Origin of the sequence: Delftia tsuruhatensis, assembly GCF_903815225.1 — a bacterium.
Lineage (GTDB): Bacteria > Pseudomonadota > Gammaproteobacteria > Burkholderiales > Burkholderiaceae_C > Comamonas > Comamonas tsuruhatensis_A.
In genome coordinates this window covers 1,975,996-2,001,851 of sequence record NZ_LR813084.1, presented here as the reverse complement: position 1 = coordinate 2,001,851, position 25,856 = coordinate 1,975,996, and the positions used below count along the sequence as shown (strand labels likewise).

At 68.0% G+C, this 25,856-nt stretch carries 24 protein-coding genes; 12 read left to right on the top strand and 12 right to left on the bottom strand.

The genetic code is table 11. From position 1 onward, the window contains the following. The first annotated feature begins 21 nt into the window (after window positions 1-21). Window positions 22-1,236: a GNAT family N-acetyltransferase gene (locus tag L1Z78_RS09000; protein WP_234641178.1), complete on the top strand. Its 1,215-nt coding sequence runs from the start codon at window positions 22-24 to the stop codon at window positions 1,234-1,236. A 3-nt stretch (window positions 1,237-1,239) separates the two neighbouring features. Here L1Z78_RS09000 and L1Z78_RS08995 read toward each other — a convergent pair whose 3' ends face one another. The 4 genes from L1Z78_RS08995 to L1Z78_RS08980 all read right to left on the bottom strand — a co-directional run bounded on the left by L1Z78_RS08995 (window position 1,240) and on the right by L1Z78_RS08980 (window position 6,736). Beyond that, on the bottom strand, window positions 1,240-3,012 hold the full coding sequence (locus tag L1Z78_RS08995; RefSeq protein WP_234641177.1) for a methyl-accepting chemotaxis protein: 1,773 nt from the start codon (window positions 3,010-3,012) through the stop codon (window positions 1,240-1,242). A gap of 568 nt (window positions 3,013-3,580) precedes the next feature. Next, window positions 3,581-5,323: a methyl-accepting chemotaxis protein gene (locus L1Z78_RS08990; protein WP_234641176.1), complete on the bottom strand. Its 1,743-nt coding sequence runs from the start codon at window positions 5,321-5,323 to the stop codon at window positions 3,581-3,583. A 191-nt stretch (window positions 5,324-5,514) separates the two neighbouring features. Further along, window positions 5,515-6,042 carry an inorganic diphosphatase gene (gene ppa / locus L1Z78_RS08985; protein WP_234641175.1) on the bottom strand — a complete coding sequence of 176 codons (528 nt, stop codon included), beginning with the start codon at window positions 6,040-6,042 and terminating at the stop codon, window positions 5,515-5,517. Window positions 6,043-6,193: 151 nt separating this feature from the next. After that, window positions 6,194-6,736 carry a DUF962 domain-containing protein gene (locus L1Z78_RS08980; protein WP_234641174.1) on the bottom strand — a complete coding sequence of 181 codons (543 nt, stop codon included), beginning with the start codon at window positions 6,734-6,736 and terminating at the stop codon, window positions 6,194-6,196. Between the two features lie 62 nt (window positions 6,737-6,798). On the opposite strand from L1Z78_RS08980, the gene L1Z78_RS08975 reads away from it, so the two are divergent. The 9 genes from L1Z78_RS08975 (at window position 6,799) to L1Z78_RS08935 (ending at window position 15,083) form a co-directional block, all read left to right on the top strand. After that, the gene (locus tag L1Z78_RS08975) at window positions 6,799-7,629 is read left to right on the top strand and encodes a Crp/Fnr family transcriptional regulator (RefSeq protein WP_234641173.1); all 831 of its coding nucleotides are present in this window, start codon (window positions 6,799-6,801) and stop codon (window positions 7,627-7,629) included. A gap of 77 nt (window positions 7,630-7,706) precedes the next feature. Beyond that, complete coding sequence (locus L1Z78_RS08970; protein WP_234641172.1) at window positions 7,707-9,140, top strand: aldehyde dehydrogenase family protein; 1,434 nt, start codon at window positions 7,707-7,709, stop codon at window positions 9,138-9,140. A gap of 73 nt (window positions 9,141-9,213) precedes the next feature. Then, window positions 9,214-9,795 carry a DUF2889 domain-containing protein gene (locus L1Z78_RS08965; protein ID WP_234641171.1) on the top strand — a complete coding sequence of 194 codons (582 nt, stop codon included), beginning with the start codon at window positions 9,214-9,216 and terminating at the stop codon, window positions 9,793-9,795. A gap of 51 nt (window positions 9,796-9,846) precedes the next feature. Further along, window positions 9,847-10,632 carry an SDR family oxidoreductase gene (locus L1Z78_RS08960; RefSeq protein WP_234641170.1) on the top strand — a complete coding sequence of 262 codons (786 nt, stop codon included), beginning with the start codon at window positions 9,847-9,849 and terminating at the stop codon, window positions 10,630-10,632. 65 nt (window positions 10,633-10,697) lie between these two features. Beyond that, the gene (moaA, locus tag L1Z78_RS08955; protein WP_234641169.1) at window positions 10,698-11,834 is read left to right on the top strand and encodes a GTP 3',8-cyclase MoaA; all 1,137 of its coding nucleotides are present in this window, start codon (window positions 10,698-10,700) and stop codon (window positions 11,832-11,834) included. Between the two features lie 62 nt (window positions 11,835-11,896). After that, window positions 11,897-12,592, top strand: coding sequence for a molybdenum cofactor guanylyltransferase MobA (mobA, locus tag L1Z78_RS08950; protein ID WP_234641168.1), 696 nt, complete (start codon window positions 11,897-11,899; stop codon window positions 12,590-12,592). A 29-nt stretch (window positions 12,593-12,621) separates the two neighbouring features. Further along, window positions 12,622-13,959, top strand: coding sequence for a gephyrin-like molybdotransferase Glp (gene glp, locus L1Z78_RS08945; protein WP_234641167.1), 1,338 nt, complete (start codon window positions 12,622-12,624; stop codon window positions 13,957-13,959). Between the two features lie 13 nt (window positions 13,960-13,972). Continuing rightward, a complete protein-coding gene (locus L1Z78_RS08940; RefSeq protein ID WP_034365530.1) occupies window positions 13,973-14,305 on the top strand; it encodes a thioredoxin family protein in 333 nt (110 codons plus the stop codon). A 46-nt stretch (window positions 14,306-14,351) separates the two neighbouring features. Further along, entirely contained in the window at window positions 14,352-15,083 is a 732-nt protein-coding gene (locus L1Z78_RS08935) for a TetR/AcrR family transcriptional regulator (protein ID WP_234641166.1), read from the top strand. A 47-nt stretch (window positions 15,084-15,130) separates the two neighbouring features. Here the strand turns inward: L1Z78_RS08935 and L1Z78_RS08930 are convergent, their stop codons facing one another. The 7 genes from L1Z78_RS08930 to L1Z78_RS08900 form a co-directional block, all read right to left on the bottom strand. Continuing rightward, a complete protein-coding gene (locus tag L1Z78_RS08930; RefSeq protein WP_234641165.1) occupies window positions 15,131-16,108 on the bottom strand; it encodes a Bug family tripartite tricarboxylate transporter substrate binding protein in 978 nt (325 codons plus the stop codon). 54 nt (window positions 16,109-16,162) lie between these two features. Next, a complete protein-coding gene (locus L1Z78_RS08925; protein WP_234641164.1) occupies window positions 16,163-16,984 on the bottom strand; it encodes a TauD/TfdA dioxygenase family protein in 822 nt (273 codons plus the stop codon). Between the two features lie 40 nt (window positions 16,985-17,024). Continuing rightward, the gene (locus tag L1Z78_RS08920) at window positions 17,025-19,274 is read right to left on the bottom strand and encodes a xanthine dehydrogenase family protein molybdopterin-binding subunit (RefSeq protein ID WP_234641163.1); all 2,250 of its coding nucleotides are present in this window, start codon (window positions 19,272-19,274) and stop codon (window positions 17,025-17,027) included. After that, window positions 19,252-19,698 carry a (2Fe-2S)-binding protein gene (locus L1Z78_RS08915; protein WP_234641162.1) on the bottom strand — a complete coding sequence of 149 codons (447 nt, stop codon included), beginning with the start codon at window positions 19,696-19,698 and terminating at the stop codon, window positions 19,252-19,254. Before L1Z78_RS08915 ends, L1Z78_RS08920 begins: the two co-directional genes overlap by 23 nt. Before the next feature lie 51 nt (window positions 19,699-19,749). Next, entirely contained in the window at window positions 19,750-20,835 is a 1,086-nt protein-coding gene (locus tag L1Z78_RS08910; RefSeq protein ID WP_234641161.1) for a porin, read from the bottom strand. Between the two features lie 223 nt (window positions 20,836-21,058). Next, entirely contained in the window at window positions 21,059-21,505 is a 447-nt protein-coding gene (gene rnhA, locus L1Z78_RS08905) for a ribonuclease HI (RefSeq protein ID WP_016447441.1), read from the bottom strand. Further along, window positions 21,502-22,311, bottom strand: a complete 810-nt coding sequence (locus tag L1Z78_RS08900) for a class I SAM-dependent methyltransferase (RefSeq protein WP_234642129.1) — start codon at window positions 22,309-22,311, stop codon at window positions 21,502-21,504. Before L1Z78_RS08900 ends, rnhA begins: the two co-directional genes overlap by 4 nt. A 19-nt stretch (window positions 22,312-22,330) precedes the next feature. On the opposite strand from L1Z78_RS08900, the gene gloB reads away from it, so the two are divergent. Together gloB and L1Z78_RS08890 are read left to right on the top strand one after the other, a co-directional pair. After that, on the top strand, window positions 22,331-23,104 hold the full coding sequence (gloB, locus tag L1Z78_RS08895; RefSeq protein WP_234641160.1) for a hydroxyacylglutathione hydrolase: 774 nt from the start codon (window positions 22,331-22,333) through the stop codon (window positions 23,102-23,104). Then, complete coding sequence (locus L1Z78_RS08890) at window positions 23,104-24,651, top strand: transglycosylase SLT domain-containing protein (RefSeq protein ID WP_234641159.1); 1,548 nt, start codon at window positions 23,104-23,106, stop codon at window positions 24,649-24,651. Before gloB ends, L1Z78_RS08890 begins: the two co-directional genes overlap by 1 nt. Window positions 24,652-24,709: 58 nt before the next feature. Here L1Z78_RS08890 and L1Z78_RS08885 read toward each other — a convergent pair whose 3' ends face one another. Then, window positions 24,710-25,795: an ABC transporter substrate-binding protein gene (locus tag L1Z78_RS08885; RefSeq protein ID WP_326491972.1), complete on the bottom strand. Its 1,086-nt coding sequence runs from the start codon at window positions 25,793-25,795 to the stop codon at window positions 24,710-24,712. Window positions 25,796-25,856: the final 61 nt, after the last annotated feature.

The window sequence follows — 25,856 nt, the reverse complement described above, 5'->3', positions numbered from 1 at the left end:
CACCGGCCAGCAAGGAGTGGCATGGCTGAAACCACGATTATCACCCGCGTGCTGGACAGCGTGCAGGAGCTGGATTCCACGGCCTGGAACGCACTGCTGGCATCGCAGGCCGCGCCCACGCCCTTCATGCGACACGAGTACCTGAGCGCGCTCGAATCCAGTGGCAGCGCCGCGCCACAAACCGGCTGGACCGCTAGAGTGGTCACCCTCTGGCAGGATGGCGAACTGGTCGCGGCCTGCCCCGTCTATGCGAAAGCCCACTCCTATGGGGAGTATGTCTTCGACTGGGCCTGGGCGCGGGCCTATGCCCAGCACGGCCTGGACTACTACCCCAAGGGCGTGCTGGCCGTGCCCTTCACGCCCGTGCCCGGCAGCCGGCTACTGGCGCGCACGCCCGCACTGCGGGCCGCGCTGGTGCGCGCCGTGCGCGGCTGGGCACAGGAACGGCAGTTGTCATCGCTGCACCTGCTGTTCAGCGATGCCCAGGATCTGGCCGCCTGCGATGCCGATGGCTGGATGCGGCGCAGCACCGTGCAGTTTCACTGGAGCAACCAGGGCAGCGAAGGTGCGGGACACCGGGATTTCGAGGCTTTCCTGGCGACCCTGAACCAGGAAAAGCGCAAGAAGATCCGCCAGGAGCGGCGCAAGGTACGGGAAGCCGGCGTGCACTTTCAAGCCCTGCACGGGCCGCAGATGAGGGCCGAGGACTGGGCGTTTTTCTACCGCTGCCATGAGCGCACCTATCTGGAGCATGGCAATGCGCCCTATCTCGCGCCCGCCTTCTTCGAGGCCATGGCGCGGCAGATGCCCGAGGCGTGGCTGATGTTCGTCGCGCAGCGGAATGGCCAGCCCATCGCGTGCAGCCTGATCGCACTGGACGCCGTCGCGGCCCGGCGCGCGGCGGGCTTTCCCGGCGAATCGGGTCTCCCCCCCGGCGGCACGGCCTATGGCCGCTACTGGGGAGCGCTGGAGCGAGTGGACTGCCTGCACTTCGAGGCCTGCTACTACCAGCCCATCGCCTGGTGCATAGAGCGGGGCATCGCCCACTTCGAAGGTGGCGCCCAGGGCGAACACAAGATGGCGCGCGCCCTGCTTCCCGTGGTGACGCCCAGCGCCCATTGGATCGCCCACCCCGCCTTTGCCGACGCCATTGCACGCTTTCTTGACCGCGAAGGGCAAGGAATGGCAGGGTATGTGCAGGAGCTTCAGGCGCACAGCCCGCTACGCCGGGGCTGAAGCTCAGAACGTTTCCCAGTCATCGTCGCCCTGGCCGGGCTGGCGGGGTGCCGGCTTGCCGGCGGCAGTCCCTGGACGTGGCTGGATGGGCGGAACCGCATTGCGTTCCAGTTGCCTTGCCAGGGCCTGGCCACCCGTACGCGTGCCCGCACCCAGGGACGACGGTTGCGCAGGCCGTGACGGGGACGCAGGCTGCACCGTCGGGCGAGGCGCCGCCACGGCGGCCGGCCTGTTGGCAGCGCCCTCCGCCTCCTGCGCCACACCGCGCGGCAGCTGGAACACGGCCACGGCCTCGACCAGGTCCTGTGCCTGCTTGCGCAAGGACGCGGCGGCCGCCGCGCTTTCCTCGACCAGCGCGGCATTTTGCTGGGTGGTCTGGTCCATCTGCGTGACGGCCTCGCTGACCTGCGCCACGCCGGAACTCTGCTCGGTGCTGGCCGAGCTGATCTCGCCCATGATGTCGGTCACCCGGCCGATGGCGGCCACCACCTCGGTCATGGTCGTGCCTGCGCGGTCCACCAGTTCCGAGCCCTGCTCCACACGCTCCACGCTGGCGGTGATCAGCGCCTTGATCTCCTTGGCGGCTTCGGCGCTGCGCTGGGCCAGCGAACGCACCTCGCCGGCCACCACGGCAAAACCCCGGCCCTGCTCGCCGGCACGCGCCGCTTCGACAGCCGCATTGAGCGCGAGGATGTTGGTCTGGAAGGCGATACCGTCGATGACGCCGATGATGTCTCCGATGCGCCGGCTGCTGTCATTGATGCCCTTCATGGTCTCCACGGCCTGGGCCACCACCTCGCCGCCGCGGCGCGCAACGCTGGAGGCGTTGAGCGCCAGTTGGTTGGCCTGGCGGGCGTTGTCGGCGTTCTGGCGTACGGTCGAGCCCAGTTGCTCCATGGAAGCCGCGGTCTGCTCCAGCGCGCTGGCCTGCTCTTCGGTACGGCTGGACAGGTCGGCGTTGCCCGAGGCGATCTGCGCGCTGGCCGAGGCCACGCCTTCGGCATTCTGGCGCACGACACGCACGGTCTGCGCAAGGCTGGCCTGCATGCGCTGCAGTGCGCCGAGCAGCAGCCCTGTCTCGTCCTGGCGGTCCACGCGGATGGTCGCGCCCAGATCGCCGCCGGCCACCCGGTCCGCGGCATCGACCGCCTGGGCCAGCGGAACGCGGATGGAGCGCGTCAGCCACAGGCCGGCCAGCACCGCCAGCAGCACGGCGGCCAGCGCGGCCACGGTCAGCACGACCACGGAGCGGGTGTAGACCATCTGCGCATTGAGCCCTTCCTGCCGGGCAGCATCGCTGTTGAGCTTGATCAGTTGCTCCAGCGTCCTGGACGAATCGTTGTAGAGCTTCAGTGACTCCCCACCCAGCAGTTCCTGAGCCCGGGCCTTGTCCCCCTGACGCGACAAGGCCAGCACCTGCCGGCTCAGTTCCTGGTAGCGATCGCGCTCCTGGATCAGCTGGGTGTAAAGGCGGCGCTCCTCATCCGAGGCCAGCAACGGCTCGTAGATCTTCTTGCGCTCGGCCAGGTGGCGCTGCAACTGCTCCAGCTGTTTTTCCGAATCCGCCTTGTAGGCTGCATCCTCGTTGTTGACATGGCGCACCTCGAGCAGGCGGGTACGCACGACGTCGGTGCCGATCTGGTTGATCACCTCCACGCTGGGCATGGCATTGCCGGTGATGACCTCCATGCTGTCCCGCATGGAGCGCAGTTGCACGAGTGCTGCGGCGACCACGGCCAGCAGCAGCACCACCAGCAAGCCGAAAGTGCCCAGCATGCGCGTCGATATCTTGAGATTTTTCACAGTGGTTTCTCTTGTTGTCTGGGTTCTGGCATTCGTGTCAGTTGTCGCCCTGCCGCCAGGGGCTGCCCCACGGGGGCAGAAAGGACCGGCTCGGAGCTGGTGCAGGCGGGGCGGGGACGTGGTATGTCAGGGGCGGAGGCGGCCTCCCCTGCGAGGCACCGAACAGCCGGCGTGCGGGCCGATGGGGTTCCGGTGGCAGACGGACTGCCATGAGCCAGCTGGCCAGCGGCAGGAACAAGGTCATCATGTGGACACCTCTTGCTGGCGGGGGAACGACACCGGAAACGCCCCGCGCTCTGTCAGAAATTGACTACATCCAGTTGCATTCTGCCAGCATTCCTCCATTGTTCAGGAAAAGTTCAGGCAGATGCAGTAGGCCCGAACCTGCCGGCAGAATTCCGACCACCGTCTTTCCGCGAATGCCAAGGTCTGGAGCCTGCCGCGCCCGCTTCGGCCCCGGGGACGGCCCGGCGATGAAAAAACGGCCCCATGCCTGGCATGGGGCCGTTTTCGGTTGCAGGCCGGTTCCTAGGCAAGCGCCTCAGAACGAAGCCCACTCCTCGTCATCCACGCGGGAGGCCGCCCTGGCCTGGACCGGCGCCAGCGCGGGCCTTGCGGACCGGACGACAGCAGCAGCGGCCACGGTCACACGCGGCGCTGCCATGGCAGCGCCCGTGCGCACGGCCGTCTCCTGCGCAACCGGGTCGCCTGCCGAGGTGCGGAACACCGCGACCGACGCCACCATGGCCTGGGCCTGCTGCTGCAACGACTGGGCCGCCGCCGCGCTCTGCTCGACCAGGGCGGCATTTTGCTGCGTGGCCTGGTCCATCTGCGTGATGGCATCGCCTACCTGGGCCACACCCGCGCTCTGTTCGCTGCTGGCCGCGCTGATCTCGCCCATGATGTCCGTCACGCGGCGGATGGCAGCGACGATCTCGGACATGGTGACACCAGCCTTGTCCACCAGTTGCGTGCCCTGCTCCACGCGCTGCTCGCTGGCCAGGATCAGGGATTTGATCTCCTTGGCGGCTTCGGCGCTGCGTTGCGCCAGCGTGCGCACCTCGCCGGCCACCACGGCGAAACCCCGGCCCTGCTCGCCGGCACGTGCCGCCTCCACGGCCGCGTTGAGCGCCAGGATATTGGTCTGGAAGGCAATGGAGTCGATCACGCCAATGATGTCCGAGATCTGGCGGCTGCTGTCGTTGATGTCCTTCATGGTGTCCACGACCTGGGCCACAACCTCGCCCCCTCGCGCGGCAATCCCCGAGGCAGAGGCGGCCAGCTGGTTGGCCTGGCGCGCGTTGTCGGCGTTCTGGCGCACGGTGGCGCCCAGTTGCTCCATGGAGGCTGCGGTTTCCTCGAGGGCGCTGGCCTGGCTTTCCGTGCGGGCCGACAGATCGGCATTGCCCTGGGCGATCTCGCCAGCGGCCAGGGCCACGCCGTGCGCGTTGCCGCGCACCTCTCCCACCAGTTCAGCCAGCTTGCGGCGCATGTCCTCCTGCGCGTTGAGCAACTGGCCCATCTCATCGCGGCGGCGGCTGGTGACCGGCTTTTCCAGGTGGCCGGCCGCCACGCTGCGCGCCACTTCCACGGCCTGCGCCACCGGCCTCGTGACGGCACGGGTGATGGTCCAGCCCACCAGGGCGGCGATAAGCACCACCGCCGCCAGCGTGCCCAGCACCCAGATGCGCGCAAGATCGAAACCGGACTGCGCCTGCTGGCGCGCCAGCTCGCCAGCCTCGCGCTGCAAGGCCAGCAACCGGCCGGCGCTTTCGGCAAGCTTGCCGAACTGCGCCTCCGACTCTCCGGCGAACATCAGCCCCATCTCGTCGGCCATGAAGGCCTGCTCCTCGGTGGTCGAATAATTGCCAGCGCGCGCACGCTCCAGCAACCGCGCGTGCATGGCCAGGAACTGCTGCTTGAATCCGAGATAGTCGTCGAAGGCCTTGCGCAGGTCGGCCTGGTCGATCAGCGCCTGCAGGGCCGCCTCATGCTCGCCGATGGTCTTGAGCCTGTCCTGCACCTGCCTGGCAAATCCGTCGACCTCGGCCAGGCTGCGCGCCGAGGCGATGCCGGCCTCATGCCGACGCAGACGGTTGTATTCCGAACGCATGGCACCCGCATGGAACATGCTGGGCAGGGCCACATCCGACAGGTGCAGCGCATTGCGATGCATCTGCGCCAGCTGCAGCCAGGCCACAGCCCCCAGGATGGCCGAGAACAGCACCATGACCAGGAACCCCATGCCCAGCTTCGTGCCCATGCGCCAATCTGCCAACTTCATTTGCTCCGCTCCTGGCCTGATGGCTCCATCAGCGCCCGTTGATCTGCACAAAACCTGATCCACCACAAAACAAAAAACGCACCCGGGGGTAGCCACCGGGTGCGTTTCAAATTGTATCAACAGCGAAGCGGGCATTTACCTCAGCGCGGTTGAGACTCCCGCGACGGGAGCCCTTGGGATCCGTTGCTGGATCAGCCCTTGTAGTTGGCGATGCCGTCGACCACTTCCTTCTTGGCCTCCTCCACGCCCTTCCAGCCCAGGACCTTGACCCACTTGCCCTTTTCCAGGTCCTTGTAATGCTCGAAGAAATGCTGGATCTGCTTGAGCGTGATCTCGTGGATGTCTTCCAGCGAGTTGATCTTGTCGTAGGCGGGCAGCAGTTTCTGCGTGGGCACGGCCAGCACCTTGCCGTCCACGCCGGACTCGTCTTCCATCTGCAGGATGCCGATGGCGCGGCAGGCCACGACCACGCCCGGGGGCAGGGGGAAGGGTGTCATCACCAGCACGTCCACCGGGTCGCCGTCGCCTGACAGGGTCTGGGGCACATAGCCGTAGTTGGTGGGGTAGTGCATGGCCGTGCCCATGAAGCGATCCACGAAGACGGCACCGCTTTCCTTGTCCACTTCATACTTGATCGGATCGGAATTGGCCGAGATCTCGATGACGACGTTGAAGGCTTCAGGAGCGTTCTTGCCCGGGGTGACTTTGTCGAAAGACATGATGAATGAGGAAAGTTGAAACAGAAAAGCCCCCGCAGGGGTTGCAGCGTGATTCTAGGCGCAGGCACGCGAGCCCGCGGACGGCCCGCGGGAACAGTTGCCATGCTAAGGCCCCAAGCCTGCGCCAAGCTTGCAGTGCGCGGGCCCCGCTTCAAGCGTGCGCGCCACCCGTGTGCCGCCGCACGGGTCCGCTGCGCTGCTCCACGGCCTGCTGCACCTCGCGGCGCAGGCCCAGGGCGAAGCCAAGCTCCGCCAGCACGAACAGCGGCCCGATCACCAGGCCCACGATGTCGTCGAGGAACGCCGGCTTGCGGCCTTCGTAGTAGTGGCCCACGAACTGGATCACCCAGCCCACGGCAAATATGCCCAGGCCCCAGCCCAGCCATGCCCCCATGGGCAGCAGGGCGATGGGCTGGGCCAGCGCCAGCATCAGGGCCAGCACCAGGGCCATGGCCATGCCATAACGCAGGTCCAGCAGGCAGTAATACAGGCCCGCGGCCAGCGCCGCCAGCAGGGCAAGGCTCAGGGGCAGGGCCGGCAGGCCTTCCGCCAGCGGCACCGCCCATTGCAGGCGTGCCAGCAGGATCACCACGGCCCACATGATCAGCGGTACGCCGACGAAGTGCGTGAGGATGTTGCGCGGATCACGGTGATAGTCCGCGTACTGGGACAGTTGGTCGATGAGGGTTTTCATAGGCTGCACCGGCAGTGGATGTTGCGCAACCATGGTGGTGTCACCAAGGATTGGCGTCTGTCATGAATCCGACACAAGCCTCATCACATACCCCGGGCATACCCGAACCCGCGCCAGCCTCCGTACCTGCCCTGCCGCGCAGCACACGGCGCCGCACGAACGCCAGCCCTCCAGGCATGGCCGACCTGTGGGCAACCATCGAGGCGGGCCGCTGGTTCCATGCCCTCCCTGCGGAGCTGGCCGGACAGCTCAAGGCACTGGCCCAGCCGCGCGCGCTGGGTGCGGGCGACTGGCTCTTTCGGCGCGGCGATCCCGCATGCGGCCTGTATGCGGTGGCGCGCGGCGCCCTGAGCATCTCGGGGACGGCGGCCTGCGGCGAGCAGGCACGCACGGCATTGCTGGCCCTGGTGGAGCCGCCGATGTGGCTGGGCGAGATCGCCCTGCTCGATGGCGCGCAGCGCACGCACGACGCCCAGGCGGCCACGGCCAGCATCGTGCTGCACGTGCCCCAGGCGCCGCTGCGCGACTGGCTGGCGGCTCACCCCGCGCACTGGCAGCCGCTGGCCCTGCTGCTGACCGACAAGCTGCGCATCTGCCTGGAGGCACTGGAGGAGCAGACCCTGCTGCCCGCGCCCCAGCGCCTGGCACGGCGCCTGGTGCGCATGGCCGAGGGCTTCGACCAGTGGCAGCCCGACGGCCAGGGCCGCCAGCGCTGGCGACGCGAGCTTGATGTCTCGCAGGAGCAGCTTGCCCGCATGCTGGGCCTGTCGCGCCAGACCACCAACCAGATCCTCCAGGAGTTGCAGCAGGCCGGCTGCCTGCAACTGCGCCGCGGCAAGCTGGAAGTGCTGGACCGGCAGGGGCTGCGTGACGCAGGCTGGATCACCGACTGACCCCGGAGCGCCGGCCGGGGGGCGGCTGCGCCGCGCGGGACTGGACAAGTGGCGCAGCCCCCCCACAATGGGGCCCCATGCAACACCACTACATCGGCAATGCGTCCGTGCCCACGGAATCGGGGCGCACGATCCCCGTGCTGGACCCATCGGACGGCCAGGCCTTCGACGAACTGCAACGCGGCTCGGCCCAGGACATCGACCTGGCCGTGCGCTCGGCGCGCGAATGCCAGGACAGCGTCTGGAGCAAGCTCTCGGCCGCCGAGCGCGGGCGGCTTCTGATGCGCCTGTCCGACCAGGTGCTGCAGCATGCCGACGAGCTGACCGCCATCGAGCAGCGCGACTGCGGCAAGCCCACGCGCCAGGCCCGCGCCGACGCGCTGGCGCTGGCGCGCTATTTCGAGTTCTACGCGGGCGCCTGCGACAAGCTGCATGGCGAAACCCTTCCCTACCAGCAGGGCTACAGCGCACTGACCTGGCGGGAGCCCCACGGCGTGACCGGCCACATCGTCCCCTGGAACTATCCCATGCAGATCCTGGGCCGCAGCGTGGGCGCGGCGCTGGCCGCCGGCAACACCTGCGTGGTCAAGCCCTCGGAAGACGCCTGCCTGTCCGTGCTGCGCGTGGCGCGCCTGGCCACCGAGGCCGGCTTCCCGGCCGGGGCCTTCAACGTGATCACCGGCCTGGGCCATGAAGTGGGCGACGCGCTGGCCCGCCACCCCGGCGTGGACCACCTGAGCTTCACGGGCAGCCCCGGCGTGGGCACGCTGATCCAGCAGGCTGCGGCCGAGCGCCATTGCCCCGTGACGCTGGAGCTGGGAGGCAAGAGCCCCCAGATCGTGTTCGCCGATGCCGACCTGGACGCGGCCGTTCCCGCCATCGTCAATGCCATCGTGCAGAACGCGGGCCAGACCTGCTCGGCAGGCTCGCGCGTGCTCATCGACTCGCTGATCTACGAGCCGCTGCTCGAACGCCTGGGCCAGGCCTTCGAGGCGCTGCGCGTGGGGCCCGCAGCGATGGACCTGGACATGGGCCCCCTGATCCGCGCCAGCCAGCAGCAGCGCGTCTGGGATTTCCTGTCCGACGCCCAGGTGGCCGGTGTTCCCGTGGTGGCGCAGGGCCAGATCGTCGAGGAGGCTCCTGACAGCGGCTTCTATCAGGCACCCACGCTGCTGCGCGATGTGCCGCCCACGCACCGCCTGGCACAGCAGGAAATCTTCGGCCCCGTGCTCTGCGCCATGCCGTTCCACGACGAGGACCATGCCGTGCAACTGGCCAACGGCACGGCCTACGGCCTGGTGGCCGGCCTGTGGACGCGCGACGGTGCACGCCAGCTGCGCCTGGCCCGGCGCCTGCGTTGCGGCCAGGTGTTCGTCAACAACTACGGCGCGGGCGGTGGCGTGGAGCTGCCCTTCGGCGGCGTGAAGTTCAGCGGACACGGCCGCGAAAAGGGCTTCGAGGCGCTCTACGGCTTCACCACGCTGAAGACCGTCGCCATACGGCATGGCTGATTTCCGCGCATGGCGGAAAATCGCACGGTGCCCGGCCACTGCCGGGGCACCGTGACTGAAAGAACAGCATCCCATGCCCCTGCCTCCCATTCCCGACCGCACGCCCCAGCATGAACGCGACGTGCGTTACCGCAGCTATGCCCGCGCCGATGGCCTCTGGGACATCGAAGGCGAGTTGCGCGACAGCAAGACCCATGATCTCGAACTCAGCGGCGGCCGCCAGGTGCCGGCCGGCACGGCCATACACCATATGTGGATACGCACCACCGTCGATGCGCGCCTGGTGGTGCAGGCCATCGACGTCGTGATGGACTCACACCCCCTGGGCCACTGCCCCGAGGCCACCCGCGCCATGCAGAAGATGGTGGGCTGCGGCATGGCACGCGGCTGGCGCAAGGCCATCAACGAAAACCTGGGCGGCGTGGCCAGTTGCACGCATCTGCGCGAGCTGCTGTTCAACATGGCCACGGCCGCCTTCCAGTCCGTGCCCGGTGTCTTTGCCGATGCCGACACCAGCCAGCCGCCACGCCATCTGGGCCAGTGCCTGGGCTGGGACTTCAACGGGCCCGGCGTGGCACGCTATTTCCCGCAGTTCGCGGGCTGGCAACTCCGGCAGGCGGAACCTGCCAATGCGCCAGAGCACCACGCGACGTGAGGCCCCGGCCACCGGCCGCCGCACAACGCCAACCACGACAAGGAGACATCGATGCGCGTTCAGGGCAAATCCATCATCGTCACGGGTGCCGGCAGCGGGATAGGCGCGGGCATCGCCACGCGGCTGGCCGCCGAGGGGGCGCGCATCATCGTCAATGACATCGATTGCGCCGCAGGCACGCGGATGGCACGCTCCATCACCGAGCAAGGCGGGCAGGCGCGGTTCGAGGAGGCCGACATGACCCGCAGCGACCAGGTCCGGGCCCTGGTCGCTGCCACGCTGAGGGCGCACGGCCGGCTGGACGTCTTCGTCAACAACGCAGGCTGGACCCACCGCAACCGGCCCATGCTCGAAGTGAGCGAGGAGGAGTTCGACAGGGTCTACGCCGTCAATGTCAAAAGCATCTACCTCTCGGCCTTGCACGGCGTGCCGGCCATGCGCGCCAATCCGCCGCTGGCCGGCGGCCTGCCGGCAGGCGGCAGCTTCATCAACATCGCCTCCACGGCCGGCCTGCGGCCACGCCCGGGCCTGACCTGGTACAACGGCTCCAAGGGGGCCGTCATCACCACCAGCAAATCCATGGCGGCCGAGCTGGGTCCGGAGAACATCCGCGTCAACTGCATCAACCCCGTGTTCAACCCCGACACCGGCCTGGCCGCCGAGTTCGCGGGAGGCCCGGTGGACGGTGCACGCCGCGCACGCTTTCTCGCAACGATACCGCTGGGCCGCTTCTCCACGGCGATGGATGTGGCGAACGCGGCGCTGTACCTGGCCAGCGACGAGGCCGCCTTCGTCAGTGGAACCTGCATCGAGGTGGACGGGGCACGCTGCGTCTAGGCGCAGATCAGGGAGCCTGGACCTTCGCGGTGCCTGGATTTGGGCATTCGGGCAAAATCGGGGACATGGCAGAACGAGTGATCCCCCTGGTCGACGAGCGCGCCCCCACACGCCCGGCCACCGTGCCAAGCCTGCTGCAGGCGCCCACCGGCGATCTGCGCGACCGGCTTGGCCGGCCTTTGCGCGACCTGCGCATCAGCGTCACCGACCGCTGCAACTTCCGCTGCAGCTACTGCATGCCCAAGGAAGTCTTCGACAAGCACTACCGCTACCTGCCGCACGGCTCGCTGCTGAGCTTCGAGGAGATCACACGCACGGCACGCCTGTTCGTGCAGCATGGCGTGCGCAAGATCCGGCTGACGGGCGGTGAGCCCCTGCTGCGCAAGAACATGGAGACACTGGTGGAACAGCTGGCCACCCTGCGCACGCCCGACGGCCAGCCGCTGGACCTGACGCTGACCACCAATGGCTCGCTGCTGGCGCGCAAGGCCCGTGCGCTCAAGGCGGCAGGTCTGAACCGCGTCACCGTCAGCCTGGACGGGCTGGACGACGCGGTGTTCCGCAGCATGAACGACGTGGACTTTCCGGTCTCCGACGTGCTGGCCGGCATCGAGGCGGCCCAGGCGGCAGGCCTGGGCAACATCAAGGTCAACATGGTGGTCAAGCGCGGCACCAACGAGGACCAGATCCTGCCCATGGCGCGCCACTTCCAGGGCACGGGCGTGACCTTGCGCTTCATCGAGTACATGGACGTGGGCGCGACCAACGGCTGGCGCATGAACGAGGTCCTGCCCTCCGACGAAGTCATCGCCCGGCTGCGTGCCGAACTGCCCCTGGTGCCGCTGCAGGCCAGCAGCCTGGGCGAGACCGCCGTGCGCTGGGGATATGCCGATGCGCAGGGCCTGCACGATCCCTCGCTGGGCGAGGTCGGTGTGATCAGCAGCGTCACCCACGCCTTTTGCGGCGACTGCAACCGTGCGCGCCTGTCCACCGAGGGCCGGCTGTACCTGTGCCTGTTCGCCTCCGAAGGCTGGGATCTGCGCAGCCTGCTGCGCAGCGGCGCCAGCGACGAGGAAGTGGCAGCCGCGCTGGCCCCCATCTGGCAGCAGCGCACCGACCGCTATTCCGAACTGCGCGCCAGCCTGCCGTCCAGCACGGACACGCAGCGCAGGCGCATAGAGATGAGCTACATCGGCGGCTGAGCCCGCGCGGCGCGCGGGTCTCCCTTTCCCTTTCCCCTCGGTTCCTCCATCACAGGCCACACATGCCCATTTCCTCCCTGCCCGACACCCTGCCCATGAGCGACATCACGGGCTGCGTGCTGGCAGGCGGGCGCGGCATGCGCATGGGCGGCATCGACAAGGGCCTGCAGCCCTTTCTGGGCCAGCCGCTGGTGGCCCACGCGCTCAGCCGCCTTGCGCCCCAGGTCGGGCATCTGATGCTCAACGCCAATCGCCATGCCGAGGCCTATGCGCAACTGGGCGCACCCTATGGCGCCCCGGTCTGGCCCGATGCCGAACCCGACTACCCCGGCCCGCTGGCCGGCTTCCTGAGCGGCCTCACCCATTGCCCGACACCCTGGCTGGTCTGCGTTCCCTGCGACACGCCGCTGTTCCCCCAGGACCTTGTGCAGCGGCTCGCGCAGGCTGCGCTGGCGCAGCAGCCTGGGGCCGACCTCGTCGTCGCCCATGGCTGGGAACGCTCGCCTGATACAGATCAATCCAGGCTGCGGGCCCAGCCCGTGTTCTGCCTGATGCGGTCATCGCTGCGTGATAGCCTGCAGTCCTTCATACGTTCGGGCGGCCGCAAGATCGATGCCTGGACGGGCCGGCACCGCTGCGCCACCGCCCTGTTCGATCGCGCGGACGACAGCCCGCTGGCCTTTGCCAACGCCAACACGCAGCAGGAGCTGCAGGCCCTGGCGCAGGCCGCGGCCTGTGTGCCCGTGACGCCGCCGTGACCGGCCTTGCCCCACCGGATTCCGTTCTGATGACCGCCACCTTCCAGCCCGCCTCCGCCCCCACCGCCTCCGCCCAGGACCTGAGCGTTGATCAGGCACTGTCCCAGCTGGCCAGCCTGCTGCAGCCCCTGGGCCCGGTGGTGGACGTGGAAACGCTGGCGCTGGCCGACGCGCTGGACCGGATGCTGGCTGAAGACATCGTCTCCCCCATCGACGTGCCCGCGCATGACAATGCCGCCATGGATGGCTATGCCTTCGACGGCAGCCAGCTGCAGGCCGGCGCCCCGCTGGTGCTGCGCGTGGTCGGCCAGGCCCTGGCCGGCAAGCCCTGGCATGGCACGGTGCGGGCGGGCGAGTGCATCAAGATCATGACGGGCGCCGTGCTGCCGGCCGGTCTGGACACGGTGATCGCGCACGAACGCACCGAACCCGCCGATGCGACCTCGCCCGACCATGTACGCATTCCCGCCGGCAGCGTGCGCACCGGAGACAACCGCCGCAGGCGCGGCGAGGATCTGAGCCAGGGCTGCGTGGCGCTGGCGGCGGGCCAGCGCCTGCATCCGGCGGCCCTGGGCCTGATCGCCAGCCTGGGCCAGTCTCAGGTGCATGTTCGCAGGCGGCTGCGCGTGGCCTATTTCTCCACGGGCGATGAAATCCTGCACCCCGGCACGGCGCTGCGCGAAGGGGCGGTCTACGACAGCAACCGCTTCAGCCTCATCGGCCTGCTGCAGCGCATGGGCGTCAAGGTGCTGGACCTGGGCGTGGTGGCCGACCAGCCCGAAGCCTTGCAGGAGCGCCTGCGCGAAGCCGCCTCCCTGGCCGACGTGGTGCTGACCAGCGGCGGCATCAGCGCGGGCGAGGCCGACCATACGCGCGCCATGCTGCAACGCATGGGCAGCGTGCATTTCTGGCGCCTGGCCATGCGGCCGGGCCGGCCGCTGGCCGTGGGCCTGTTGCAGCCCGATGCGGGCACGCCATTTGCCGCCAGCCGGCCACCGGCACGCACCACGGTACTGATCGGCCTGCCCGGCAATCCCGTGGCTGCCATGGTGAGCTTTCTGGTCTTTGTACGGCCGGCGCTGCTGCAGCTCATGGGCGCCGCCGCCGTGGACGGTGAACCGGCCGCCCTGCCCCAGGCTGTGGCTGCGCAGGCCCTGTCCAAGCGGCCCGGCCGCACCGAGTACCAGCGCGGCATTCTGTCCAAGGGCGCCGATGGCCGCTGCATGGTGCGCACCACGGGGCCGCAGGGCTCGGGCGTACTCAGTTCCATGGCCGAGGCCGACTGCCTCATCGTGCTCGAACATGAGCGCGCTGCCGTGCAAGCCGGCGAAACCGTGTCCATCCTGCCGCTGCAGGCCTTTCCCTGACAGGAGATTGCCCATGCCCTTCCAGTCCAAGCACCTGACCGACGCCCCCGATCGCAGCACCGTCGATACGCTGCCCGGCGCTACCTTGCTGGAGTTCGGCACCGCCTGGTGCGGCCACTGCCAGCGCGCGCAACCGCTGATTGCCCAGGCGCTGGATGCCGCCCCGCAGGTGGCCCACATCAAGGTGGAAGACGGCCCCGGCAGGGCCCTGGGACGCAGCTACCGCGTCAAGCTCTGGCCCACCCTGGTTTTTCTGCGTGACGGGCAGGAGGTGCAAAGGCTGGTGCGGCCCCAGCAGGCCCGCGAGATCGAGGACGCGCTGGCCCGCATCACCGCCCAGCCCTGACACTTGCGAAGCAGCCGCTGCCTGTGTATCGCCGACAATGGCCCGCATGCCGCCCCAAAAGAAGCCTGCCGATTCCGCGCCCAAGAAGCCCCGCCGCAACAGCGGCCGCCCGCTGGCCGACGATGCCGTCGGCCGGGACATCATCCTGCAGACCACGGTCAACCTGCTCAAGACCCGCACGCCGGAGCAACTGAGCATTCTGGAAATCGCGGCAGCGGCCGGCGTCACGCGGGCGCTGGTGCGCTACTACTTCAGCAGCCTCAAGGGACTGCTGCAGGAAGTGACGGAGTCCCTGATGCAGGAGCTGCAAAACCGCATGGAAGTGGCGCTCAGGACGCAGGGCACGGTGGAAGAGCGCGTCTACCAGCGCCTGCTGCTGCGGCTGGATTTCATGCGCGAGCACCCGCAGTTCGAGCGGCTGGCGCTGTCCGAGATCTACCACTATGAAAGCGAAGAAGAGCCTCCGCCCTCGGGCACGCCGCTGCAGCGCATCACGCGGCGCGGGCTGGAGCTGACCTCGACCATGCTGATGGACGGAGCGCAGGCCAGCCACCCGGCACAGGTGGACCCGCGCTTCATCCACCTGGCCATCCTCAGCATTTCGGCCTTCCTGCCCACGGCACGGCCGCTGCTGGCCGAACTGTTCGGGGAAGGGCCGCAGGCAGACCAGCAGGTCGAGCACTATCTGCGCTTCATGTCCCACCTGCTGGCCGAGCGCATCAGGCAGGATGCGCCGGCGCAAGACCACCCACCACACCCGGGCCACCACCCGGATTGACTTGCGCCGGCGCCCGCTGCTCCCTCCTTTCGTCCGGTGCGCCGCCCTCAGTCGGACTGTATGCCCAGCTCCTTGACCAGCCGCCCGAAGCGCTCGAAGTCGCTGGCATTGGTCTTGCCCAGGCGCTGCGGCGGGCCGCCCACAGGGACAGTTCCCAGCGTGGCCATGCGTGCCACCACGTCGGGCATCTTGAGGACCTCGTTGAGGTGCGTATTCAGCAGCCTGACCACGTCGGCAGGCATGTTCCGGGGGCCGAACAGGCCATACCAGGCGGTCAGCTCCACGTCCTTGTAGCCCAGCTCGGCCAGCGTGGGCACGTCGGGCGCAAGCGGCGAGCGTTGGGCGTCGGCCACGGCCAGCGCCACCAGCTTGCCGCCGGGCAGGTAGGGCGCGATGGAGCCCAGCGTGCTGTAGGTGAAGGGCACATGGCCGCCCACCACGTCCGTGACCGCAGGCGCCACGCCCTTGTAGGGGATGGACTCGAAGCGGGCGCCCGTGGCGCGCCGGACCATCTCGCCCAGAAAGTGCATGGGCGAGCCATTGCCCGGGGTGGCGTAGCCCAGCGAACGGCCCTGGCTCGCGGAAACGGCCTCCTTGAGCGTGCGCACGCCCGCGCCGGGCCCGGCGACAAGGAACAGCGATGTGGAGCCGACCTCGATCACGGGCGTGAATCCGTTGAGCACGTCATATCCGTGGCCTGCGCCCAGCTTGAGCACCAGCTGGGCCATGGCAAAGGTATTGGGCGCCAGCAGCAGCGTATAGCCATCGGCCGGCGCCTTGGCCACATAGCTGCTGCCGATGGTGCCGCTGGCGCCTGCGCGGTTGTCCACAAGCACCGACTGTCCGATGCGGGCCGACAGCTTCTCGCCCAGCAGGCGCGCCAGCGCATCGGTGTCACCGCCTGCGGGATAGGCCACGACGATGGTGACGGGCTTGTGGGGATAGGCCTGCGCCTGGGCAGAACCGGCCAGCAGGGCCATGGCCAGGGCCATGCCTAGGGCAAGCGTTTTGCGTTTCGCTTTCATGGGGTGGGCTTTCATCGTGGGTTTTGTCATTTTCAGCAAAGGCCGGGGCCGGGTTCACGCCTGGCGTATCGCCACGCGGTGCATGCGCCGCGCTGCGGGGTGGTAGTCGTTGACCGCGTAATGCTGGGTGGCCAGGTTGTCCCAGATGGCCACCGAGCCCTTGCGCCAGCGAAAGCGCACCTGCCATTCAGGCACCTTGGCCAGGCCGCTGAGCATGGCGATCAGCGCCGCGCTCTCGTCGCTGGTGACGCCCTCGATGTGCGTGGTGTAGAGCGAGTTCACAAAGGCCACGGGCAGGCCGGTGACCGGGTGCACCAGGACCACGGGCTGCTCCAGCGGCGGATGCTTGAGGCGCGTGGCCCGATAGGCCTCGCCCGAGGGATCGCGGCGCATCAGGCTTTGCCTCAGGGCCGGCGCCTCCCAGTTGTGGGTGGCGCGCAGCTTGCGCAGATAGGCCTGCAGCTCGGGCGCCAGCGAAGCAAAGGCCGTGGTCATGCTGGCCCACATGGTGTCGCCGCCCGTGGGCGGCACGTCCACCGCATAGAGGCAGGCGCCTGCGGGCGGCTGGGCCTGCCAGGTCAGGTCGGCATGCCAGATGTCGGTGCCGGTGCGCGTGCCCTGGCTGATCAGCAGCTCGACATGGGGATCGTCCGGGTGCGAGGGAAAGGTGGAGGACACGGGCTCGACCTTGCCGAACACCTGGGCCACGCGCACCTGCTGCGCAGGGTCCAGCGTCTGGTCGCGGAAGAAGATGACCTGGCGCTCGGCCAGCAGCTTGCGCAGCGCGTCCGCATGGTCATGCACCTGCGCCGGGTCCGAGAGATCGATGCCGTATATCTCCGATCCTATGCACGGGGTGATGTGTTCGACTTGCATGAAATTCCTTTTCTCGAAAAAAACGGGGTTGGGGTGGTGATCAGGTGGACGCGATGTCCTGCGGCAGCGGCATGGAGCGAAACCGGCGGCCCGTGGCATGGAACAGGGCCGTGGCCACGGCAGGCGCCGTGGGGCCCAGGGCCACTTCGCCGCAGCCCTGGGGCGGCCTGTCGCTTTCGACCAGGACCACCTCCACGCGGGGCATCTCGGACAGTTGCAGCAGCGGGTAGTCGTGGAAATTGCTTTGCTGCACCACGCCCTTGTCAAAGACCAGCCGGCTCTTGAAGGTGTTGGTCAGCGCAAAGCCGATGCCGCCCTCGACATTGGCCTTGACCAGGCCCGGGTTGACCACGCGGCCCGCGTCGATGGCGCAGATGGCGCGCTCCAGCCGCACGCGGCCTTCTACAGCACGCAATTCCATGACCAGCGCGACGAAGGTCTGGAAGCTCTCGCCCCGCCCCGTGTAGACGTTGAAGGTCATGGCGCGGTGCAGGCCTGCCGGCGCGGGCTGCTCCCAGCGCGCGGCCTGCGCCGCCGCATCCAGCACGCCCAGCGCCAGCGGCTGGCCGGCCAGCAGGCGGCGCCGGTACTGGTAGTCGTCCACGCCTGCGGTGTGGGCGAGTTCGCTGATGAAGCTCTCCAGGAAGAACACGCTGGACGTGGTGCCCACGCTGCGCAGGTAGCTCAGCGGTATGGGCTGCTGCACGTCCACGGCATCCACCAGCAGGTTGGGCACGCCGTAGATCAGGTCGTAGATGGACTCGACCATGGTCTCGTCCCAGCCGCCTGCATCGGCCATCTTCTTGGGGTTGATGGCCCCGTACAGCGACTGTCCCGAGATGCGCGCATGCAGCGCGGCCGGCATGCCGTCGGCGCCGAGCACGGCGCTCAAGCGCCCCGATGCGCCGGGCCGGTAGTAGGAATGCCGTATGTCGTCCTCGCGCGAGCGGATGACCTTGACGGGCCGGCCCACGGCCTTGGACGCCGCCGCCGCATGCAGGGCGAAGTCGGGCATGTACTTGCGCCCGAAGCTGCCGCCCAGGAACGTGGTGTGCACGATCACCTTGTCTGCAGGCACGCCGCAGGCCTTGCCGAGTTCGCCGCGCAGGAAGTCCTGGCCCTGGTAGGGCCCCCAGGTCTCGACCTCGCCGTCGCGCACATGCACGGTGGCGGCCAGCGGCTCCATGGTGGCGTGCGTGATGTAGGGCGAGTGGTAGTCGGCCGTGATGGTCTTGCCCGCCGCCAGCACTTCACGCGGCTTGCCCAGGCTGCGGGCCACGACGGCCTTGTCGTTCGACAAGCCTGCGACGAACTGCGCATGGATGCGCTCGCTGTCCACGGCTGCCGCCGCGCCGGCGTCGAATTCGATGTCCAGCGCATCGACAGCCTGCTTGGCAATCCAGTACGAATCGGCCACCACGACCACGGTGCTGGGCTCGGGGTCGGGCCACTGCGTGGTGCGCACGACGGCATGCACGCCGGGGCGCGCGCGCACCTCTGCCTCGTTGCGGATGCGCACGATGCGCCCCGTCACGCTGGGCGCCATGCGCACGGCGCCGATCAGCATGCCGGGCACCTCGACATCGATGCCGAACACCGCGCTGCCGTCGACCTTGGAAGGCGTATCCACACGGCGCAGGTTGCGGCCGATCAGGCCCTGCTCGGAAGCCGACTTCATGCGCGGCCGCGCGGCCAGGGGCAGACTGGAGGCATCGGCCACGATCTCGCCATAGCCCACGCTGCGGCCCGTCGCGGGGTGCAGCACGCGGCCGGCACGCGTCATGCACTGGGACGCACGCACACCCAGGCGGCTTGCGCCGGCGCGCAGCAGCACATCGCGCGCCTGGGCGCCGGCCAGGCGCATGCGCTCGTAGAAATAGTTCATCGACATCGACGCACCCACGAACTGCTGGAACGGCATCTCGCCCGCATCGTTGCGATAGGCGTCGCGACCCGTGACGAAGCGCACGGTCACGCTGGCCCAGTCGGCATCAAGCTCGTCGGCCAGCACCTGGGGCAGGCCCGTGTAGATGCCCTGGCCCACCTCGCACTGCGACACGCCGATCACCACCTGGCCCGAAGGCTCGATCCAGACCCAGTCGCCGATGGAGGAGGCCGTTGCTGCCGCTGCACCCGCCTCCGCTGGCGCGGCCTGCGCCAGCGGAATCAGCAGGCTGCCGGCAGCAGGCGCCACCAGCAGCGCGGCAGCGCTCTGGAGCAGATGCCTGCGCCGCAGCGAGATGGCAGAGCCGGCCGTGCGGCCCCGTTCATTGCTTGGACGCTGCGGCATGGATGGCCTCCCGGATGCGATGGTAGGTGGCGCAGCGGCACAGATTGGTCATGGCCTCGTCGATCTGCGCATCGGTGGGCTGTGGATGGGTCTTGAGCAGCGCGGCAGCGGCCATGACCATGCCGGACTGGCAGTAGCCGCACTGCGGCACGTCCTTGTCCATCCAGGCCTTCTGGATGGGGTGGGAACGATTGCTGGACAGTCCTTCGATGGTCGTGACCGCCTTGCCGCCCACCGTCGAGACGGGCAGCACGCAGGAGCGCACCGGCTCGCCATCGACATGCACCGTGCAGGCCCCGCACATGCTGATGCCGCAGCCGAACTTGGTGCCCGGCAGCTTGAAGTGGTCGCGCAGCACCCACAGCAACGGGGTCTGCCCGTCGCCGTCAAAGGCCACTCTTCGGGAATTGAGGGTGAATTTCATCGTGGGGTCTCCAATGCGCCCGCATCGACCGGGCTGCATGTCTCATGCCTCTCAGAACGAGTGGTGTATGCCTGCCGCAATCACGGTCTGCGTGCGCCCGCTGGCAACGCCCACGGAATTCATCGCCGCCACGCCCTCGGAGGCGCGCTGGTGCGTGACCGAGGCATGCAGCTGCGTGCGCTTGGAGAAGGCGTAGCGCGCGCCCAGGTGGACCTGGTTCCACTTCGTCTGCTCGAAACGGCTGAAGGAGTAGCCGGTGTTGATAGTCACCGCCTGGCTGGTCTGCCAGGCAAGGCCCAGGTCGAGCGCGCTCATGTGGCTGGAGGCTGCGCCGTACTTGAGCGTGGAGCGCGTGAGCAGCGCGTTGAGGCGGACCGGAAGCGCATCGAGCTGGTAGCCGCCGCCGATGCCCAGCACCTGGAAGGTATCGAGCACCAGCGGCCGGCCCGCCACCAGGTCCTGGCCCAGCGCGTTCGCCAGGCCCGTGCGCCCGGCGATATCGAAGGCACGGCCACGCGCATCGGTGTAGGCCACGGCCAGATTGAGCTTGGCACTGGAATAGCTGCCCATGACGCTGTAGGTACGGTTGGCCTGCGAGCGGCCCGGCACCTCGCCAAATCCATACTGCGCGCCGAACTGCATCCCGCCCATGCGCGGCGTCAGGTAGACCACGGAGTTGTCCACGGGGAACTGGCTGGACAGGCCGTCCAGGTTGCCCGGGTGGTACAGATAGAAGTTGTAGAGCTGGTAGCCGTTGCCCCACTGGCTCAGCGTGCCGGCCGTGAAATCGACCTGGCGCCCCAGCCGCAGCGTGCCCAGCGAAGCACTGTCCAGGCCCACCCAGGAAGCCCGGTTGAAGTAGCTGGTAGGCGAGATCGGCGAGCCGATGTCCGTGAGGAATCCATTTTCCAGTTGGAACGAGGCCTTCAGGCCGCCCCCCAGGTCCTCGGAGCCGCGCAGGCCCCAAAGGTCAGGCTGGGAGATGGCCGAATCCATGCGCGTGAGCCGGCTCCCTCGCACATCGCTGATCCAGGGCATGGTCAGGTCCATGCTGCCATACAGCGTCACCGAACTCTGGGCCAGCACCGCTCCCGTGCTGCCCAGCATCGCCAATGCAGCAATTGCTTTGTATTTCATCGCAAGGCTCTTTCATCGTGAGATGGTTTAAAAATTCCACAAGTGGCAATTTCAAACACCACGCCACGGAAGATGCCTGGCAGGGAGCACATTAATTTCCACTTATGGAAATATTAGCTGCACCCATCGAATCCTGTGTCTGGGGTTTTCATCTACCGCGTTTGAGTTAGTCCTCGGGAAGAGGAGCAAGGGACAGGCATTGCACCTGTCCCGCACAAGGCGTTCAGCGTCCCAGCGCCTGATCCACGCCCATGTTGGCCAGCGCGTCGGCGCGCTCGTTGCCGGGATCGCCCGCATGGCCCTTGACCCAGCGCCAGTCGATGCGGTGTCCGCCCCCCTGCACCAGGGCGTCCAGCCGCTGCCACAGCTCCACGTTCTTGACGGGCTCCTTGGAGGCCGTCTTCCAGCCCTTGGCCTTCCAGCCGTGGATCCACTCGGTGATGCCCTTGAGCACGTACTGGCTGTCGATGTAGAGCACCACGTCGCAGGGCCGCCTGAGCGCAGACAGCGCCTCGATCACGGCCATCATCTCCATGCGATTGTTGGTGGTGTTCAGCTCGCCGCCGAACAGCTCCTTCCTGGCGCTGCCGGCCTCCAGCACCACGCCCCAGCCGCCAGGACCCGGATTGCCCTTGCAGGCACCGTCCGTATAGATAACAACTTGATTCAAAAAAAATCCTTGATATGAATGGCCCGGCCGTCAGGCCGGTTGGAATGCAGATCACCGTCCGGCCCGGCCTGTGCCGGCATGCGACGGGCAACCGGCACCGTGGCGCCCGACACGACCGCGCGACCGCGCCAGGCAGGCTCCAGCATGCGTGCGCCCGGCACACGCTTGACGGCCACCACGCAGTACACACCGCCCAGCATGGGCCAGCCCAGCCGTCCCACGCGGTCCATGAACTGCCAACGGCGCAGCCAGCGATCCGTCTGCACGGCGGGACGATAACAGCCGAATTGCACGGCCTCGATCTCGAAGGCCAGCAATCGCAGCCAGTCGCGCAGCCGCCAATACCCCACACCCCAGCCCACATCGGGCAGGTACACGCCACGCTCGGCACGCCGCTGCACACCCAGCAAACTGGCAGGATTGAGTCCGCACACCACGATGCGGCCTTCAGGCATCAGCACCCGGGCCGCCTCGCGCAGCACCGCATGCGGATCCGGCGAAGTCTCCAGCGTATGGGGCATCACGACGAGATCTAGACTGGCCTCGGAGAACGGCAGTGCCGCCGGATCGGCCAGCAGCGCCACCGGCACGTCCAGCGCAGGCGCGCCCTCGACAGGCGCCGGATCCTCATCGCCGTCCAGCGCCAGCCAGCGGTGCGGCATGCGGTTGGCACGCAACCCCTGGAGCATGGGCATCCCCAGTTGCAGGCTGTGGTAGCCGAAGATATCGGCCACCGCCTCATCACAGCGCTGCTGTTCCCATTCCAGCAGGTAGTGGCCGAGGGCAGATTGTGTCCAGTGATGCATCTCTATAATTTTGCTGCTCATGAACCTGTTGCCCATTCCTGCCTTTTCCGACAACTACATCTGGATGCTGCACGACTCGGCCCATGCCCTGGTCGTCGATCCCGGTGATGCAGTGCCCGTGCTGGCAGCCTTGCGCCAGCTGGACTTGCAGTTGCAGGGCATTTTAGTCACCCACCACCATGCCGATCATGTCGGCGGCGTGGCGCAGTTGCGCCAGGCCACGGGTGCCCAGGTCTGGGGACCCGCCTACGAACAGCTGCCCGAGCCCGTTCAGCGTGTGCACGGCGGCGACGCCGTGCACACGCTGGGCGGGCCCTGGCAGGTCATCGACGTCCCCGGGCACACCAGCGGACATATCGCTTTCTACAGCACGCAGGCCCAGACCCAACCCGTGCTGTTTTGCGGCGATACGCTGTTCTCGGGCGGCTGCGGTCGGCTGTTTGAAGGCACGCCGCAGCAGATGCAGCACTCCCTGGATGCCCTGGCGGCGCTGCCGGACAGCACCCTGGTGTGCTGCGCTCATGAGTACACACTGTCCAACCTGCGCTTCGCGCAGGCGGTGGAGCCCGACAATCAGGCCCTGTCGCACTATCAGCGACATTGCCAGACGCTGCGCGAGGCCGGAAAGCCCACACTGCCTTCGGTGCTGGAGACCGAGCGCGCCATCAACCCCTTTCTTCGCACGCGGCAAGCCGCCGTGGCCGCAGCGGCCGCAGGCTTCGACGCCCAGGTGAGACAGCAGGATCCGGCCAGTGTGCTGGCGGGCCTGCGCCAATGGAAAAACAATTTCTGATGAAACTGCTACATACCCTGCTGCTGGGCAGCCTGCTGGTCCTCACGGGCTGCGCCACCACCAGCAGCCCGGACCTGGCCGGCACGGCTGCGGCCCCCGGTTCGGCTCCCCATTCCCCGATGTATCCCAAGGGACCGCTGAGTCCCCTGGGGACCGGCAAGGCGGGCAACGGCGATGTGGCCTCGCTAGAGACCACCGGCGATCTGTGGGTACGCATACGACAGGGCTTCGCCATGCCGGACCTGGAGCAGGATCTGGTCAAGGACCGCGAGCAGTGGTATGCGAGCCGGCCCGACTACATCCAGCGCATGACCGAGCGCTCGAGCAAGTACCTCTTTCACATCGTGGAGGAGCTGGAGCGGCGCAACATGCCCACCGAGCTGGCGCTGCTGCCGTATATCGAAAGCGCCTTCAACCCGCAGGCCGTCTCTACCGCCAAGGCGGCAGGCATGTGGCAGTTCATGCCCGCCACCGGCACCTATTTCGACCTCAAGCAGAACGCATTCCGCGACGACCGCCGCGACGTGCTGGCCTCCACGCGCGCGGCGCTGGACTATCTGCAAAAGCTCTACGACATGTTCGGCGACTGGCACCTGGCGCTGGCCGCCTACAACTGGGGCGAGGGCAGCGTGGGCCGCGCCATCAAGCGCAACGAGAAGCTGGGCCTGCCCACCGGCTACACCGACCTGCAGATGCCGGCCGAAACGCGCATGTACGTCCCCAAGCTGCAGGCCGTCAAGAACATCGTGGCCAATCCCGAAGCGTTCAACACCGAGTTGCCGCTAATCGAGAACCACCCCTACTTCCAGAGCGTCACCATCACGCGCGATATCGACGTGGAGTTGGTGGCCAAGCTGGCGGACGTCTCGACCGAGGACTTCAAGGCCCTGAACCCGAGTTTTCGCAAGCCCGTGATCTTCGCCGCAGGCACGCCGGAGATCCTGCTGCCCTGGGACAATGCCAAGGTGTTCCGACGCAACATGCAGGCCTTCGACGAAGGCCAGTACGCGAGCTGGACAGTGTGGACCGTGCCCTCCACCATCAGCGTCGCCGAGGCCGCCCAGCGCGTGGGCCTGGGCGAGTCCGACCTGCGTGCCCTCAACAACATCCCGCCCCGGATGCTGATCAAGGCGGGCTCGGCGCTGATGGTGCCGCGCGGAGCCAACGTGCATGCCGATGTGGCGGGCCACATCGCCGACAACGGCCAGATCAGCTTTGCGCCCGAGGTGATCACGCGCCGCACCACCATCAAGGCACGCAAGCGCGACACGCTGATCAGCGTGGCCAACCGCTATGGCGTCAGCGTCTCCAACCTCGCGGACTGGAACGACCTCAAGTCCACCGCCACGCTGCGCGCCGGCCAGTCGCTGGTGGCCTATCTGCCGGTACGCACCAGCGCAGGGGGCACGGCCCGGCCCTCCAGCCGCACCCCGGCAGCGGCAGGCACGGCACGCAAGGTGGCCGTACAGCCGCAAAACCGCAATGCCAAGGTGGCCGTCACGGCAGCGCCGCGCGGCGGCAAGCCCTCCAAGGTGAAAAAGCGCTGAAGGCGCAAGCCATCACCCGCCCCGGCCCGCAGCAGCGGGCTTTTTTCATCCCTGCAGTTCAGGTGTGGAAACGCTGCCTGGACTGGCGCACGAATTCATTGGTGTAGGAGCGCTCCAGATCGATGCCGCCATGCGCCAGCCCGGGGTCGAGCCGGGCCAGGGCGCGCAGCGCAGTCGCCGGCCCATCGACGGGCATCATCCCGTCGGGCGAGATCGTGGTGCGCATGTGTTCGAAAGCCGACAGATAGGCGCGCCGCGACCCCAGCAGATAGGCCGCGGGCACGGCGCGCAGCACATCCATGGGAGCCGCCGTCTGCAACCACTTGAGGGAACGCACCATGGCATTGCTCAGGGCCTGTGCCTTGGCGGGGTGCCGGCGCAGAAAGTCCTGGGGCGCATACAGTGTGCCCGAAGGCATGGAGCCCCCGTACAGCTGGGCACTGCTGCGCAGATCGCGCAGGTCGCGCACGATGCGCACGGCCCCCTTGTCCTCCAGCACGCTCATCAGCGGATCCGCATGGCACAGTGCATGCACGCGCCCCGTGCGCAAGGCCTCCATGGCTTCCGGCCCCGACCCCACGCCCACCAGCTCTACCAGATCCGGCCCCAGCCCCTCGCCCAGCAGCATCAGTTGCACGGCCCGCGCGGTGGAGGCCCCCAGCGATGAAACGCCCACGCGCCGACCACGCAGATCGGCCAGCGTCTGGTAGCGAGGCATCCAGCGCGAGGCCACCCCCAGGGCGATCTGCGGCGCTCGCCCCTGCACGACGAAGGCGCGCAGCAGGCTGCCGCGCCGTTGCGCCAGCAGCGTGTTCTCGTAAGCGCCCGCGCAGACATCGGCCGCCCCCGATTCCAGCGCCTGCAAGGACTGCGATCCGCCCGGGTAGTCGTCTATCCGCACCATCAGGCCCTCGGCCTCGAAATAGCCCAGTTGCTGCGCGATCACCAGCGGCAGGTAGTACAGCAGGCCCTGGCCGCCCACGGCGATCGTCAACGGCTCTGCGGCACTGCGGGCCGGCAGCGACCAGAGAGGACCCAGTCCCAGGAGGCTCAGCAGGGTTCGACGATCAAGCGCAGGGGAAGACATGGCATGTATTTTGTTGCAGTGCAACAAGATCATGCCCAGAGGCCCCATGCCCAGCATCGGTGCTTGCCCGTATGTGAAACACCGTAGGCCTTCGCACAGGGCCTGCGCATCCGGGTGC